Source organism: Ralstonia flaminis (assembly GCF_958415495.1).
GTDB lineage: Bacteria > Pseudomonadota > Gammaproteobacteria > Burkholderiales > Burkholderiaceae > Ralstonia > Ralstonia flaminis.
In genome coordinates this window covers 1-15,187 of sequence record NZ_CATZLL010000002.1, presented here as the reverse complement: position 1 = coordinate 15,187, position 15,187 = coordinate 1, and the positions used below count along the sequence as shown (strand labels likewise).

The following is a 15,187-nucleotide window of genomic DNA, read 5'->3' as shown; positions in this document are numbered from 1 at the left end:
TTTCCCACCGACAGCCCGGCAACACGCCGGGCTTTTTCATTTGGAGAACAGTCTTGGATCGTCAGATTGTCTATAGCGGCCAAGTGCCGCAAACCACAGACCTGCTGAACACGAATCGGCAGACCATGATCGCGCTGGCAAAGCTGTGCGCCGATCTGTTCGGCACGTCCACCGTGGTCTCGGGCCTGAACTGCGTGCCTACCTCGCCTGCCTCGATGAGTGTGAACATCACACCGGGGCAGATCTATCAGCTCGCCAACATTGACGGCACGCCATACAGTGCGCTGCCGGCGGACACCGCGCACAGTCTGCTGAAGCAAGGCATCTTGTTGGACGCGCAGTCCTTTGCGCTGACTGCGCCATCTACCACTGGCTACAGTCAGAACTACCTGATCCAGGCGGCGTATCTGGATAACGACATCAACAACGTCGTGCTGCCGTACTACAACAGTGCGAATCCGTCGCAGGCATTCAACGGGCCGGGCGGCAGCGGTGCCGCGCAGCCGACTACGCGTGCGGGGCAGGTCTCGCTGCAGCTTGTGCCGGGTACGGCGGCGCCTACCAATACGCAAGTCACACCAGCGGTGACCGCGGGGTATGTCGGACTGGCGGTCGTCACGGTCGCCAACGGGCAAAACACCGTTACCAACGCCGGCATTGTTCCTTATCCGAATGTGCCTACGGCACCGACGGGTGGTTTCCTCGCAGGGATCGGTGAACGCTTCTCCAGCATCCAGAACGTTGCAACATCAACCGGGCTAACCACGGCTGCTCTGGGTGCGCTGATGAACGTGACGGCCAGTGGCCAGACCATCACACTGCCTCCCGCGGCCAATTGCCCGAATGGCACGAGCGTTTGTGTTGCCTACATGCAAGCGAGTGGTTCGACCACGGTCACGCGCAACGGCACTGACACGCTCGCGTTCGGACAGGGCAGTGGTGCCAACAGCCTCACGCTGAATCCGGGCGAGGCGGTGCAGTTTGTGTCGAACGGGGTGAACGGGTGGGTGAGCGCTGGGCAGACGTTGACCACGGGGGTGACGCCGCCGCAGTTTGATAACAGTACGAAGTTGGCGACGACGGCGTTTGTTCAAAAGAATGGTATTGCGCCCCAGTCGGTTCTTGGCATCACCGGTGCAACCACGCTTACCGCCGCACAGACAGCGGGGGCGATCATTGTTGCCTCCGGAAGCGGTTCGTACACGATTACGATGCCAGTTGCCTCGACTATGCCAAGCAATGGACTTGTTTGGTTCGTTAATGCCAGTTTACAACCGCTCTCGATTGCTCGGCAGGGGTCGGATGCGTTCAACATCATCAATGGCGCGGGGGGATACCAGTCACTTACCTTGCAGGTAGGTGATTGGCTAGTGCTATGCATGAACGGCCCGAATAATTATTTGGCAGTTGGAGGAAGCCATCAGTTACCGTATTCCGCATTGTTTAGTTCGTCACTGCAAGGTAACGGCTATCAAAAGCTGCCCAATGGACTCATCCTGCAATGGGGTCTCGCCACTTTCCCGGCTACCGGTACGGCGCAACTCATGAACTACACGTTGCCCATCACATTTCCGAATGCCCTGCTATCTGTGGCCGTCACCAGTACCGAGAACGGTAACAACAATGATGCCCCTGTTCAGTGGCGTCAGAGCGGTTCCAACCGGTCCAATGTCCAGATCTACTGCTATTCAACCTTCGCGAATGCAACCGGGGCTTCGGTTCTGGCGATTGGCTACTAATCCGGAGTCATCATGAACCAAAAATTCGCCGCACACGATTCCCAAGGCCACATCACGGCCTATTACGACAGCATCGACAGCCCAGTCCCAGAAGGCGTGACCAACATCATTGAGATCACGCATGACGAGTGGCAAGCCTGCCTGAATCAACCCGGCTACGCGGTGACGAACGGAACGTTGGTCGCGCCGCTGCCGCCAACCGAAGCGCAATTGCTGAAGCAAGCGCAGGCTGGGCTATCAAACAAGGTCAACGCAGCGTGCGCCAACGCTTTGGTCGGAGGATTCACCTCGTCGGCACTCGGCGGTGCGCACGCGTATCCATCGCAGGATGACGATCAACGCAACCTGCAGAACGCAGTCAGCGCAGCAGCCATCGCACCGTCCAACTGGACTACCCCCATCTGGTGCGCCAGCAACGACGCCTGGTCATTCGCCCCACACACCGCAGCCCAGGTCCAGCAAGTCAACGCCGACTGGCTCGCCTACCGCGTCGCCGCCCAACAGAAGTACGCCGGCCTGATCGCCAAGATCAACGCCGCAACCAGCATTGAAGAGGTGCAAGCCATCGACTGGTAACCACCACCATCTCAGCAACACAGCCCGCCATTGCGCGGGCTTTTTTAATTTCCGGGGGGAACCGATGTCCGAACCTATCAGCAGCAGTGCCGCGGCGGGGGCCGCGGGCGCGGCTGCCTTCAAAGCCATCGGCGGGCCTGCAGCCGTGGCGGGTTGCGCCAGCGCGCTCGCCACCATCGTCGTGATGGTGATGACGTTGCCGCGCGCGCGGGGCGAGTGGGCCGTTGCGCTCATCTCCACCGTCATCGCCAGCCTGAGCGGCGGCGCTGCAGTCATCCAGTACTTCGGCATGGCGCATTGGATCGGCACGGCCAACGGTGCCATGGCGCTTGGCGGCATCTACTTCGCCTGCGGCCTACCGGGCTGGGCGCTCGTGCGCTGGCTCTTCAACTTCATCAACAAGCGACGCGACGATGACCTTGCTGAGGTCGTCGACGACGTGCGCGAAACACTGAACAAGGCACACCATGGCTGAACCTCTTCTGACGGCGACACAACTACGGACCATCATGCCGAACGCGGGCTCACGCGCCGATGTGTTCGCGCCCATCCTTGCCGATGTGCTGTTGTTCCGGCAGATCAACACGCCCGTGCGCATTGCCGCGTTTCTGGCGCAGGTCGGGCACGAGTCAGGGCAACTGCGATTCTTGCGTGAACTGTGGGGGCCGACGCCCGCACAGCGCGGCTACGAGGGCCGTGCAGACCTGGGCAACACGCAACCCGGCGACGGCAAGCGCTTCCTCGGCCGTGGCCTGATCCAGATCACCGGCCGCGCCAACTATCGTGCGTGCGGCATCGCCTTGGGGCTGGACCTGGAGGCGCAGCCCGAATTGCTCGAACAGCCCGCGCACGCAACTGCATCGGCAGCGTGGTTCTGGTTGCGTGGTGGGCTCAATCGCTTTGCGGATCAGGACACCGAAGCCGCCTTTGTGGAGTTGACCCGCCGCATCAACGGCGGCACCAACGGCATCGATGACCGACGCGCATTGTGGTCGCGCGCCCGCGCTGTTCTTGCAACCCATGCGGGAGTTGTCACGCCATGAGCCTGCTCGATCCCCGCTTGTGGGGCGGTGCCATTCTGGCGCTGGCCCTGGCGTTTGGTCTTGGCTACGGCATGGGTGATCTGCATCGCATGCGCGAGGAGCGTACGGACGCCCTCAAGCGTCAGGTTGCCGCGGCCAAGACCGAGACCCGCCAGGCTGAAGTCACCGCCCAGGTTGCCGACCAGGCCACGCGGGCGCAGACCCAAATCCAGACGGTCTTTCGAGACCGTATCCTCTATCGCGATCGCGAGGTACCCCATGAAGTCGTTGTGCGCGACGATGCTGCTTGCCGTATCCCTGGCCGCTTTGTCGGCATGTGGAACTCCGCCAACCGTGCCGAGCTTCCCACCACCGCCGGCCTCCTTGATGAGGCCCCCAGTGGCGTTGTCCTCTCTGACGTTGAAGCCCAGCACGAGCGCGAAGCCGAAGCTTTCCACGCCAACGCCCAGCAACTGAAGGACCTGCAGGATTGGGTGGTGCGGCAGGCGGGTATTGCGAAAGCGCAGGAGTGATGCGCGGGGTGGTCAGTCGATGATGTCGGCGCAGGCATCGGTGGGGGCCGCCGCCACGTGCCCCACCAGCGGCACCATCTTCAGCCCCGCCGATGCGACCCGGCAAGGTGCCGCCACCACACCACAGCCGGAGAGGAGTGCGGTGCCAATTAGGGCGATGGCTAACAGAAGGCGTTTCATCGTGTGTGGGGCAGGAGGGGGCAGAAGCGATGTCGCGCAGTGTGACACAGGCCCGCCTACAAACCTGTGCGTGTTTGTATCGGGAAATGACAATCTGTGCGGCGCATATGCCGTTGGTGCGCCGCAAGAAAGTGAAGCCATCCCAGTCGTTCGGCGGGCGTACAAAGCTGACTTTTTTCAAAAAAGTCACATCTCCAGTTTGCGCAAACAAACCCGCTAAGCCTTTCTGTAAGCCACAAAACCAGTTGTGATGCGGGTTTTCCCGTAATTTCTAATATGGCAACAATAAATTGTTTGTCGCGACATTTATTGTCTTAACAGGCTCGCCTACGATGAGTCCATCGAATGCGGCGCCGCAGCGAAACAGTCCAAGAGAAGTACCGGATACCTGCCTGACGCGCTGCGCCCATCTGGAGAAGACATCATGAAAGCCCAACGTACCCTGATTGCTGCCCTGATCGCCCTGGCCACCGTGCCCGCCCTGGCCGCTACGAAGTTCGACGTGTACACCCAAGGCGCCGCAGCCGGCCAACGTTTTGACGTCTACACGCAAGGCGCAAAGGCAGGCAGCAAGTTCGACCCGTACACCGAAGGCGCGAAGGTGGGCGACAAGTTTGATGTGTACAGCCAAGGCGCGCTGGCCCGTGCCGGCAAGTTCGACACGTACACGGAAGGCGCCAAGGCCGGCAGCAAGTTTGATCCGTACACCGAAGGTGCACTGGCTCGTGCTGGCAAGTTCGACACGTACACGGAAGGCGCCAAGGCCGGCAGCAAGTTTGATCCGTACACCGAGGGTGCACTGGCTCGTGCTGGCAAGTTCGACACCTATACGGAAGGCGCCAAGGTTGGCGACAAGTTCAACACGTTCACCGACGGCGCCAACGCCTGAATGCGCTGCCGGGGCGAAGACGCCCAGCGCACGTGATGTGTAAGAACGCCCGCGTTTGCGGGCGTTTTTGTTTTTGTGAACCGATATAGTGTCGTCGCGTCTGATTGGCATTCACGCCTGGAGCCCCCGATGACCCCTGCCCGCCGCCTTGTTGGCAAAACCCGTTCTACGCTGTGCATCGCTCTGGCTGCGGCGGCCGCGATGCTGGCCGGTTGCACCACCTTCGTCACCCCCGGTCCGTTCCAGATCACCGTGCGCGATACAGATGACACCGTGCTTGAGCAATTCGAGTTCCAGGCCGGCTCATCGGACTCGCTCGACATCGCCATGGTCGGCATGTGCCGCGTCTATCCGGCGGCCATCATCACTGCCGAGCATCTGAAGACGCACGAGCGTGTGAAACAGAAGTGCAAGCGTTCATTCGCGTCGATGCTCATGTCGTCCTGAAGCGGCCCTGAAACGGCGTTGGGCGTTCAAGCCTGAGCAGCTACCATGTCGCCTTGCCAGAACGCACGCAAGAGGCCCATGTGAACCCGCAGGACGAGTCCTTCCCGATCTCCCGATTCGCCTCTTCGCGGCCGCGCCTGCTCGGCGCATTCGCGCTGGGCATCGTTGTTGCTGTGTTGATACCGACCGCGCATGGCTGGCTCACACGCGCGCTGCTTGGCTGGGACGTTGCCGTGTGGACGTATCTGGTGCTGGTCTCGGTGATGATGCTCAAGGCCGACCCGCGCCGCATCCGCGCGGTGGCGCGCCGTGAGGATGAGCGTGCTTCGGCGGTGCTGGCCGTTGTTTGCCTGGGCGTCGTGGCGAGCATGGTGGCGATTGCCTTCGAGCTGGTCACGGCCAAATCGGCGGGGCATGCGCAGGCCTGGCACTACGCGTTGACCGGCGTGACGGTGCTGGGTGCCTGGCTGATGGTGCCGATGATGTTTACCGTGCACTACGCGCATCTGTACTATCGCGTGCCCAACGAGCCGACGCTGGTGTTTCCCGACCGGGAGATCGAGCCCGATTACTGGGATTTTCTCTACTTCTCCTTTACGATCGCGGTCGCCAGCCAGACGGCCGATGTTGCCATTCGCTCGCGCGCCATGCGGCGGGCGGTGCTCGGGCAGTCGCTGCTGTCGTTCTTCTTCAATACGAGCATCCTCGCGCTCTCCATCAACATCGCTGCAGGCCTGTTCTCATGACGATGCTTCCTCCGCCCATGCATTCCCGCACCATTGATACCGTCAGCTATGTGTTGGTAGCCGCCATGATCGCGGCCGTGTTGTGGCTGCATTTGCTGCCGGCCGCCATTGCCGGCTTTCTTGTCTACGCGCTCGCGCGCAAGCTGGAGGCACGTCTGCGCGAGCGGCGCACGCTCACCAAGAGCGCCAAGGCGATCGCGGTGATCGGCGTGTTCCTGATTGCGGCACTGATTCTTGCCGGGCTTGGCATCGGAATCGGCCGCCTGGTCGAGCACGGCCACGGGCTTGAAGGCATGCTGACGCGCATTGCCGACGTGCTCGACAACCTGCGTGAATCGCTACCCGCGGCGGTGGTCGACTATGTGCCGCAGTCCGTGTCCGAGCTGCGTTTGCAGCTCGTGCAGATGCTCAAGGAGCATGGGCACCAGGTGTCGACCATTGGTATCGACGGGTTGCGTGCCAGCGCGCTGATGCTGGTCGGGCTGATCCTGGGGGCGATGGTGGCGTGGTCAGATACGCCGGATCCGGCACGTCACAAGCCGCTGGCTGCGGCGTTGCTGAGCCGGTTGGGGCGGCTCACGGGCGCATTCGAGGCCGTGGTGTTTGCGCAGGTGAAGATCTCCGCGCTCAACACGGCGCTGGCGGCCATCTACCTGTTGGGGGCGTTGCCGCTATTCGGGCAGCACGTGCCGTATTCCAAGTCGCTGATCCTGTTGACCTTCGTGGCTGGGCTGATTCCGGTGGCAGGCAACCTGATCTCCAACACGGCCATTGTGCTGATGAGCGTGACGGCGTCGCTGGAGCTAGCGGTGGCGTCGCTGGTCTTCCTGGTGGTGGTGCACAAGCTGGAGTACTTCGTGAACGCGCGCATCATCGGCAGCCGCATCGATGCGCGCGCCTGGGAGCTGATCCTCGCGCTGATCGTGATGGAGGCGCTGTTCGGGGTGGGCGGCGTGATTGCCGCCCCGGTGCTGTATGCCTATATGAAGCGTGAGCTGACAGACGCGGGATTGATCGGATAGCGCCTGTCTGGCTTGTGAGGGTGGCACCGCCAGCGCCCCCGCGCTGACGGCATCGGCAGAAAAGAGCGCGCCCTACGGGACGAGGGGCGCGCAATAACTCGCTGACCGAGAGACGTCAGCGAGCCGAGGGTCGGTACACGGGGAACGGATGGCGGGCGACAGATGCGTGGCGTTGCCGGTCACGTCTACGGCTTCGGAGGTCACGAAGCAGCAGATGACGCGGTCGTCGAGCGAGACCTGGTAAAAAAGGTCTCCCATCGCGCGACAGTGCGTTCCCGTTATCAGGATTTTCATGGCTCCCCCTTCCATGGCTGGCCGGTGTGCGGCGGCCAAGTCCTGGGGCGCCAGTCACCGGTTCGGTGCGCAGATCGTGCGCGTGCTCTTGCTGATGTGCTGAGCTGAGCATGCGCCGGGTCCGTCTGGCTGTCGGTACTGGCGCCGTTTGCGCTGCTTGCGTCGTACCGCAGTCCATGCTGGCGAGTATAGAAAGCGCCTCCTAGCGAGCCATGCTACGAACGGACGAGCCTCGTGCACGAAAATGGCTAACAGGTTAGCTGTCTGCCGAGGCAAGCGCGGTGCGGGTTTGCGGAAAACCGAGCGGGGATTTTGGTGAAGCGGCGTGGCGTGTGGTGACGCTTTTGCCCCGACAATAATTTGTCTGATTCACGCTAATCATTGTCGAATTTGCGGCAACAAGCCTGCACTGTTTGAGCGCATGATTGAGCGCTCCTCGCTTGAACTTCTATCTCCGCAAAACCACCATGCAAAACATCGCAAACGGCACGGCCGCTGATTTGGCCAACCCCGCGGCCACCACAGCCGCGCAGGCCGACAAGACCGGCTTTGGCGTGATCGGCGCCATCAGCTTCGCGCACTTCCTCAACGACATGATGCAGTCGTTGATCCTGGCGATCTATCCGCTGCTCAAGGGCAACTTCCATCTCGATTTCTCGCAGATTGGGCTGATCACACTTGTGTATCAGATCACGGCGTCGCTGCTGCAGCCGATGGTCGGGCTGTACACCGACAAACATCCGAAGCCGTATTCGTTGTCGGTGGGCATGGGCTTTACGCTGGTGGGGCTGCTGCTGATGTCAGTGGCCCCCAACTTTGGCACGCTGCTGCTGGCGGCTGCGCTGGTGGGGACGGGCTCGTCGATCTTCCATCCGGAATCGTCGCGTGTGGCGCGCATGGCTTCGGGCGGCAGGCACGGTCTGGCGCAATCGCTGTTCCAGGTGGGCGGCAACGCGGGTAGCGCAATGGGTCCGCTGCTGGCGGCGCTCATCATCATGCCGTACGGCCAGCACAGTCTGGCGTGGTTCTCGATTGCGGCGCTCATTGCCATCTTCGTGCTCTACCACGTGGGTGGCTGGTACAAGCGTGAACGTGCTGCTGGCCACGGCCGCAAGGCAGGCGGCCGCGCGCATGCGGCGGTCAAGCTGTCGGGCCGTCAGGTGGCGTTTGCGATGACGCTGCTGGTCGTGCTGCTGTTCTCCAAGTATTTCTACCTGGCAAGCTTGAACAGCTACTACACGTTCTACCTGATCACCAAGTTCCAGCTGTCGGCGCAGACCTCGCAACTGTTCCTGTTCCTCTTCCTGTTCTCGGTGGCGGTGGGCACGATTGTGGGCGGGCCGATCGGTGACCGCGTGGGCCGCAAGGTCGTGATCTGGGTGTCGATCCTGGGGGTGGCGCCGTTCACGCTGCTGCTGCCGTACGCCAACCTGTTTTGGACTGCGGTGTTGACGGTCATCATCGGGTTGGTGCTGGCGTCAGCGTTCTCGGCCATCCTCGTGTATGCGCAGGAGTTGATTCCCGGCAAGGTGGGGATGGTGTCGGGCATGTTCTTCGGGTTTGCGTTCGGGCTGGGCGGGATCGGTGCCGCCGTGCTTGGCAAGCTGGCAGATGCGACGGATATCTTTCATGTCTACCACCTCTGCTCGTTCCTGCCGCTCATCGGCCTGCTGACCGTGTTCCTGCCGGACATCGAGCGCAAGCAGCGTCTGCAGACAGCTTGAGGGCTCACGAGGATTGCGTTGCGCGGCGTCTGCCAGCAGCGCAATCACTTCACTGTCTTCGGTCTGATCGAAATTGCCGTAGTACTGCCCGACGGCCTGGAAGCTGAAGTCGGGAGGCGCGATGAGGCACAGGCCTTCATCCACTTCAGCGCGCAGCGTGTGCCACGTGGTCTCTGGCGCGGAGGGAACCGCCAGCACCAGGCACCCGGGTTTGGCACGGCGTACCGCAGCCAGGGCTGCGCGCATCGTCGCCCCGGTTGCGATGCCATCGTCTGTGACGATGACGGTTGCATCTGCCAGCGGCAACGGTACGACGCCGTAGCGTGCGCGGCGGCGCTCCAGTTCTGCCAGCGTTTGTGCCGTCAGGTTGTCCAGATACGCGCTTGCGAAGGGCCGATGGCATTGAGCAGTTCAGTGTTCCATTCGATATGCGGCGTTAGACCCGCTCCGCAATTGGCCAGCGCGCCGAGTGTTGTACTCAACGCTCGCGCAACCGCATAGCCGACCGGCACACCGCCGCGCGGCAGTGCCAGCACGATGCGCGGCGCGGGCAGGTTGAGCGCTGTGATCGCAGCGGCGAGTTGCCGGCCGGCATCTGCGCGATCACGGAATCGATCACAAAAAGGCGCGCCCATGACGACACGGCGCTAAGCGAATGCCCGAGCCGAGCCGCTGCGGCCCCACTTGCGCACACGCAGCGCTGCAAGGATCAGCGCGATGCCCCACACAATGGCCCACGCGCCAATCCACCACAGCACGGCCAGCACACCCGCCTCGGGCCGCCACAGCAGGAAGCTGGCCAACAGCACGCTGGCGATGCCACCAAGGATCAACCACCATTCGCCGTGCAGTTCTTCACGCAGGCGCACGGCCACCACGATCTGCAGCACGCCCTGCGCGAGCAACCACGCGGCGATGTACAGCAGCAGCCCCAGCGCGGTGACGGCCGGATTGAACAGCGTCAGTACACCTACCGCCACACCCAGCAACCCCTGCAGCAAAGTGGGCCAGCGATCGTGGCTGCGATGTTGGCGGCCAAAGGACGTTGCCAGCAGCAGGCAGCCCTCCACCAGCGCATAGATACCAAACACCAGAACCAGCGCAGCCAGCGTTGCCGCCGGCACCATGAATACGCCAACACCGATGGCCAACGCACACAGCCCGCGCAGCGCGAGCACCCACCACAACTTGGAAAGCGTATGCAGCATGAACAACACTCCTTGGTCGAAAACGAAAAGCGACCGCGCGCCGGGCGCGGCGTGCGATCGCTGATGGTTCCAAGGTAGTGCAGAGTGTTGCGAGCCTCAATGCAGGTGCGGTGATTTTGTGCGCCTACGGGGTCACATTTGGAGAATTCCCTCGCGCAATGTACACGCGGCGCAATACCGCGCTACATCTTGATGCTCACGCGCGCCCACGCGGTGCGCCCCGGTTCGGGGATGGGCGAACGTGCTGGAAAGCCGAAACCTGCATCGCCGGCCAGGTTCAGGTGCTCGGTGTAAGCCTTGTTCAGTACGTTGTCGACGCCCACCGCCACGCGCACGGTCTTGCTGATGGCATAGCCCGCATGCAGCGACAGCACACCAAAGCCTGCACTCGGCCCGAAGTCTTGACCGACCACGTTGCCCTGGTTCAACGCGTAACGGTGCTGTGCCGCCGCCACGCGCCACAGGCCGCCAGCCGACCACGGCCCGCGTTCATACTCGACGCCCAGGCGCAGGTCGAGCGGCGGCATCTGCGGCAGCGGCTGGCCGGTGCTGCTGTTGCGTCCCCACGCGTACGCGAGTGCACCGTCAACGCGCCATGCATTGCTCACGCGCCATGTTCCGCCGATCTCGCCGCCAGCAATGCGAGCATCTACGTTGGTGGCTTGTGACATCGGCCCCATCATGCCGGGGCGGTAGTTGAAGAGAATGAAGTCGTTGACCACACCCGCATACGCCGACACCCACGCATCAAAGCGTGCGCTCTTGTACTGCGCGCCCACGTCGAGTTGCGTGGTTTTCTCTGGCCGGATGGCGGAGAACGCGTTGACGGAGCCTGTCGGCCCCATGCTCGGCGAAATCAGTTCCCAGTAATCCGGAAAGCGCTCTGCATGACCAACGCCCGCATACAGCGTGGCGGGCATGCCGGACACGTCGTGCTCGTAGCGCACGAAGCCGCTGGGCAGTGTGCGTGAGCGGTCTTGGCCCGCGGTGGGGTTGGGGCGGCTGCCCATCATGCTGCTGATCGATGCACGGTCGTCGCGGGCGCTGGCCTGGTCGATGCGCGCGCCGCCAATCACGCGTTGGTGCTCGGTTGCAAACCAGGTGAGTTCGCCAAAGCCCCCCGTGTTGAAGAAGCTGGCTGCAGGCGTCCATGGCTGCGTGCTGTACGAGATCATGTCGGTGCCGCTGCGTGAGCGCAGACGGCTCGTCTGCATGTCCAGGCCGGTGACGAGCTGCAGCGCATCAGCCCAACGCAGTGTGGCCGCCACGCGCCCACCGACCGTGCGTCGGCCCACGTCGGCAGCCATCCCCATCGGCATGCTGCTCATCGGGTCGGGTTTGCGCAGCGTGAAGTTGTCCATCACATGGTCGGCATCGTTGTAGTAGACCTGCGCCTCGATGCGCTGCAGGATTTCACCGATGTGCGATTTGTCAAAGCGCAGGCCCACGCTTTCGCGACGGAAATGCGCCCCGTCCATACCGCGCCCCGCATAGCGTGCATAGCCGTCGCCGGTGCCAGCCGTCAGCTCCAGGCGCGTGTGGTCATCGGGCGTGAGGCCGAGCGCGGCGTCGACGTTCCACTTGTCCCATTGCGAGGGGATGGTGTTGCCGTTGCCGTCTTTGTAGTCCTGCTGGTGTGCATGGTTGGCGGTGATGCGCGCGTAGGCGTCGGGCGTGCCGGCGGTGAAATCGGCGTTCTGGTCATTGCGGCCGAATGAGCCGCCGACCACGCTGCCGTCAAAGCGCGTGCCGGGCTCGATAAAGCGTTTGGTGTTGCGCTCGAACAGCACCGTGCCCGCCGAGCCGACGGGGCCGTAGATCACCGATTCCGGTCCTTTGATGACCGTCAGCTTGTCGTAGCTCTCGGGCGAGATGTACGACGTGGGCGCGTCCATGCGGTTGGGGCACGCGCCCAGCATCGACGTACCGTTGGTGAGAATGTTCAGCCGCGAGCCGAACATGCCGCGCAGTACCGGATCGCCATTGGTGCCGCCGCTGCGGATGGACGTGAAGCCGGGGATGGTCTTGAGGTAGTCCGCGCCATCGCTGGCGGGCAATGGCTGCCGAGGGGATTTCGGGTCGGTGACGATGGTGAGCGGTGACGACGGCGCCGGTGCAATCACCATCGTGGTCGCTAGGTCGAACGCAGGTGGGGTGGGCTCCGCCGCGCGGGCGACGGACATGGACGACAGCACGGCAACCGCCAGGGCAATGGCGTGCCGGCCGGAATGTGGGTGATCCAGCATCATGAAAAAGACGAAAAGGGTGAAGCCCGCCGCCGCATTTACGGCGCGGGCGAAGGTGTCTTGGGATGGAGCGGATCAACCCAGCGGTGGGCCGCGGGCGCGCCATTGCGGCGCAGGTGTGGCAACGCGAGGGGTGCGGATGTCCGGTGCGCTGATACTGCCCAGCAAGGCGGGCGCGTTGGGTGCATCGATATCGAGCGTGGGCGCGATATCAGCCATGACGACACACGCACCACAGCACGCCGGCGCCGACATGGATTGCTCGACACGCTTGCGCTCACCCGGATCGGACAGCGGAATGACCATCACGCCCGTGCCGTGCGCGGAGCACAGCACCACGGGCAATTGCTCGGCATGCGCGCGTGCGGCATGCACCAACGGCATCCATGCGGTGGCCAGCAGGTAAGCCCACAGCAGTACCCACGCAACCACGCGCCCACCGGCAAGATGCAGGCGGGGTGCAGGTTTCCAGGCGAGGCGGCGAGCGGACATCGCGCGAGGATACTGCCGGCTCAGCAATCGGTAACTTTGCTGCGACGCCGTGCCGCAGGCACTACGCCAGCCGTGCGAACCCCAGTGCCAGGCCCAGCCCGATCAGGATCACGCCGATCACGCGATCGACCATCTGCTGCCGTGCCAGCAGCGAACGCCGCAACGCACCCGACGCAAACACCACTGCCACCAGCGCAAACCACGCCGCGTGCGTGACCGACATGAATAGGCCGTAGCCGAACTGTGCTGCCAACGGTGTACCTGGGTGAACAACCTGCGTGTAGGTACTGACGACGAACAGCGTCGTCTTTGGGTTGAGCGCGTTCGTGAGAAACCCCATGCGCAGCGCCGCGCCCGCCGACAGCGTGTGCCTGCCCGAGCTGTCATCCGCTGTCTTGCCCACGGGCATCGGTTTGGCCGACAACGTCTTCCAGCCGATCCACACCAGATACGCCGCGCCGACCAGCTTGATGCCGTGCAAGAGCGCCGGCGCATGCGCAATCAGCAGGCCCACGCCGAACATCGTGTAGAACACGTGCACCTGTACACCCAGCGCAATGCCCAGTGCGCAAAGCACGCCAGCACGCCGGCCATAGAGCAGGCTGTTGCGCGTGACCATGGCGAAATCCGCCCCTGGGCTGATGACGGCCAATATCGTGATGACGGCAACGGCAAAGAGTTCGGCCATGTCAGGCACTCGAAGGAAAGTGGGGATGCGCCGATTCTGGGCGAGCGGGGCATCGCTGAAAATCGATTTATGATGCGGTTTTTCAGTGAGAAAAACTGACAGATGGCACTTCCCCCACTGAATACCTTGCGTGTGTTCGAGGCTGCAGCGCGACACGGCAGCTTTGTGCGCGCCGCGCAGGAGCTGCACGTGACACATGGCGCTGTCAGTCGGCAGATTCGGCAGTTGGAGGAATCGTTGAGGGTTGACCTGTTCGAGCGGCGCAACCGGGCCGTCTTCCTGACGCCGGCGGGAGAGCAACTGCGCTTGGCGGCAGCCGATGCGTTCTCCATCCTCACAGAAAGCATTGACCGGATTGCACGCCGCGCAACGTCTTCCGCACTGGTGGTTTCGTGCGAGCCGACGCTGGCAATGCGGTGGTTGATCCCGCGCCTGTCACGCTTTCAGGCGCGACATCCTTCCGTCCAGATCCATCTGTTTGCGGCAGGTGGGCCGATCGACTTCGCGCGCACCGGTGTGGATGTCGCCCTGCGCCGCAATGACTTTGCATGGCCAGCACATGTGCATGCCGAGCCCATCTGCGAAGAATGGATTGGCCCCGTGCAGGCGCCGCATGCCGATGCCACCGCACGCCGTCGTCTGCTGCACACGGCCACGCGCCTCGACGCCTGGCAGACATGGTGGCGCGTCAGCGGCATGCCGCGCCCGCGCGGGCGGTTGCCCGAGGCGCGCTACGAACATTTCTATCTGAGCTTGCAGGCCGCATTGGCCGGGCAGGGCACCGCCATCGCGTCAAAGCTGATGGCTGGTGATGATCTGAAAGATGGGCGGTTGATGGCGCCGGACGGCTTCCAGCGAGATGGATCTGCGTACTGCCTGCTGTCGAGCGTGCCGATTGCACCCGACAGCCCGGCCGGCGCGTGGCTAGCCTGGCTGCGCGAAGAGACCGCCGCGTCTTTGGCGGACTGACGCGGCGTTTGCAGCCTTACGCAGCCGCGTGCCGGCCAGCCCCCAGGATGCCGCGGATAGTAGCGAGATACGCCTCACCCACGGCACGATTGAGTGGCCGTGCGCGCGAGGTGCGCTGATATGGCGGACGCGCCACACCCAGCGTGCGACACACCTCTGACACATACGGGCGACCGTTCCCTTCCATGCGCATGACGACTTCGCACAGGGCTTGGTCGCCCAGGCGGTTACGCAGCCACGCCACGGTTTGGCGGTCGTACTCGTTCTCGATGCGGATCAGGTCGTCCATGGCGATAACTGTATGAATGTAAGGGGTATCCACTTAGCTCCAGCTATGCCAGAATTACTGGATGGATATACAGGTAGAGCGGATATTACCCCCAGAACCGGGCAAGGACTACCCCCGCAACTG

18 protein-coding genes are annotated in these 15,187 nt (G+C 63.0%); 11 read left to right on the top strand and 7 right to left on the bottom strand.

Features of this window, described 5'->3' with window-relative positions; all coding sequences use genetic code 11:
* Positions 1-53 precede the first annotated feature (53 nt).
* The 5 genes from R2N11_RS02625 (at position 54) to R2N11_RS02605 (ending at position 3,870) form a co-directional block, all read left to right on the top strand.
* Positions 54-1,739 (top strand): gp53-like domain-containing protein, encoded by a 1,686-nt coding sequence (locus tag R2N11_RS02625; protein ID WP_316680050.1) that lies wholly within the window; start codon positions 54-56, stop codon positions 1,737-1,739.
* Between the two features lie 12 nt (positions 1,740-1,751).
* Positions 1,752-2,315 (top strand): DUF4376 domain-containing protein, encoded by a 564-nt coding sequence (locus R2N11_RS02620; protein ID WP_316680049.1) that lies wholly within the window; start codon positions 1,752-1,754, stop codon positions 2,313-2,315.
* Between the two features lie 64 nt (positions 2,316-2,379).
* The gene (locus R2N11_RS02615) at positions 2,380-2,790 is read left to right on the top strand and encodes a hypothetical protein (RefSeq protein ID WP_316680048.1); all 411 of its coding nucleotides are present in this window, start codon (positions 2,380-2,382) and stop codon (positions 2,788-2,790) included.
* Positions 2,783-3,358 (top strand): glycoside hydrolase family 19 protein, encoded by a 576-nt coding sequence (locus R2N11_RS02610; RefSeq protein WP_316680047.1) that lies wholly within the window; start codon positions 2,783-2,785, stop codon positions 3,356-3,358. Before R2N11_RS02615 ends, R2N11_RS02610 begins: the two co-directional genes overlap by 8 nt.
* Entirely contained in the window at positions 3,355-3,870 is a 516-nt protein-coding gene (locus R2N11_RS02605; RefSeq protein ID WP_316680046.1) for a hypothetical protein, read from the top strand. The genes R2N11_RS02610 and R2N11_RS02605 overlap by 4 nt, the downstream gene beginning before the upstream one ends.
* 12 nt (positions 3,871-3,882) lie before the next feature.
* Here the strand turns inward: R2N11_RS02605 and R2N11_RS02600 are convergent, their stop codons facing one another.
* Complete coding sequence (locus R2N11_RS02600) at positions 3,883-4,050, bottom strand: DUF6726 family protein (RefSeq protein ID WP_199028674.1); 168 nt, start codon at positions 4,048-4,050, stop codon at positions 3,883-3,885.
* Between the two features lie 424 nt (positions 4,051-4,474).
* Here R2N11_RS02600 and R2N11_RS02595 point away from each other — a divergent pair, with 424 nt between their 5' ends.
* The 5 genes from R2N11_RS02595 to R2N11_RS02575 all read left to right on the top strand — a co-directional run bounded on the left by R2N11_RS02595 (position 4,475) and on the right by R2N11_RS02575 (position 9,172).
* A complete protein-coding gene (locus tag R2N11_RS02595) occupies positions 4,475-4,939 on the top strand; it encodes a hypothetical protein (RefSeq protein ID WP_021193515.1) in 465 nt (154 codons plus the stop codon).
* A 129-nt stretch (positions 4,940-5,068) separates the two neighbouring features.
* Complete coding sequence (locus tag R2N11_RS02590) at positions 5,069-5,386, top strand: hypothetical protein (RefSeq protein ID WP_199028670.1); 318 nt, start codon at positions 5,069-5,071, stop codon at positions 5,384-5,386.
* An 80-nt stretch (positions 5,387-5,466) separates the two neighbouring features.
* A complete protein-coding gene (locus tag R2N11_RS02585) occupies positions 5,467-6,132 on the top strand; it encodes a DUF1345 domain-containing protein (RefSeq protein ID WP_316680330.1) in 666 nt (221 codons plus the stop codon).
* The gene (locus R2N11_RS02580; RefSeq protein ID WP_316680045.1) at positions 6,129-7,154 is read left to right on the top strand and encodes an AI-2E family transporter; all 1,026 of its coding nucleotides are present in this window, start codon (positions 6,129-6,131) and stop codon (positions 7,152-7,154) included. The genes R2N11_RS02585 and R2N11_RS02580 overlap by 4 nt, the downstream gene beginning before the upstream one ends.
* Before the next feature lie 761 nt (positions 7,155-7,915).
* Positions 7,916-9,172, top strand: coding sequence for an MFS transporter (locus R2N11_RS02575; protein ID WP_199028666.1), 1,257 nt, complete (start codon positions 7,916-7,918; stop codon positions 9,170-9,172).
* Between the two features lie 362 nt (positions 9,173-9,534).
* On the opposite strand, the gene R2N11_RS02565 is transcribed toward R2N11_RS02575, so the two are convergent.
* The 5 genes from R2N11_RS02565 to R2N11_RS02545 all read right to left on the bottom strand — a co-directional run bounded on the left by R2N11_RS02565 (position 9,535) and on the right by R2N11_RS02545 (position 13,806).
* On the bottom strand, positions 9,535-9,807 hold the full coding sequence (locus R2N11_RS02565; RefSeq protein WP_316680044.1) for a hypothetical protein: 273 nt from the start codon (positions 9,805-9,807) through the stop codon (positions 9,535-9,537).
* Between the two features lie 12 nt (positions 9,808-9,819).
* A complete protein-coding gene (locus R2N11_RS02560; protein WP_316680043.1) occupies positions 9,820-10,380 on the bottom strand; it encodes an HdeD family acid-resistance protein in 561 nt (186 codons plus the stop codon).
* Between the two features lie 182 nt (positions 10,381-10,562).
* On the bottom strand, positions 10,563-12,629 hold the full coding sequence (locus R2N11_RS02555) for a TonB-dependent copper receptor (RefSeq protein ID WP_316680042.1): 2,067 nt from the start codon (positions 12,627-12,629) through the stop codon (positions 10,563-10,565).
* A gap of 72 nt (positions 12,630-12,701) precedes the next feature.
* On the bottom strand, positions 12,702-13,118 hold the full coding sequence (locus R2N11_RS02550) for a DUF2946 family protein (protein WP_316680041.1): 417 nt from the start codon (positions 13,116-13,118) through the stop codon (positions 12,702-12,704).
* 61 nt (positions 13,119-13,179) lie between these two features.
* Positions 13,180-13,806 carry a LysE family translocator gene (locus tag R2N11_RS02545; protein ID WP_316680040.1) on the bottom strand — a complete coding sequence of 209 codons (627 nt, stop codon included), beginning with the start codon at positions 13,804-13,806 and terminating at the stop codon, positions 13,180-13,182.
* Positions 13,807-13,908: 102 nt separating this feature from the next.
* Here R2N11_RS02545 and R2N11_RS02540 point away from each other — a divergent pair, with 102 nt between their 5' ends.
* Positions 13,909-14,775, top strand: a complete 867-nt coding sequence (locus R2N11_RS02540; protein WP_316680039.1) for a LysR family transcriptional regulator — start codon at positions 13,909-13,911, stop codon at positions 14,773-14,775.
* A gap of 16 nt (positions 14,776-14,791) precedes the next feature.
* On the opposite strand, the gene R2N11_RS02535 is transcribed toward R2N11_RS02540, so the two are convergent.
* Positions 14,792-15,064, bottom strand: coding sequence for a CppA family protein (locus tag R2N11_RS02535; protein ID WP_199028656.1), 273 nt, complete (start codon positions 15,062-15,064; stop codon positions 14,792-14,794).
* Between the last annotated feature and the right edge of the window lie 123 nt (positions 15,065-15,187).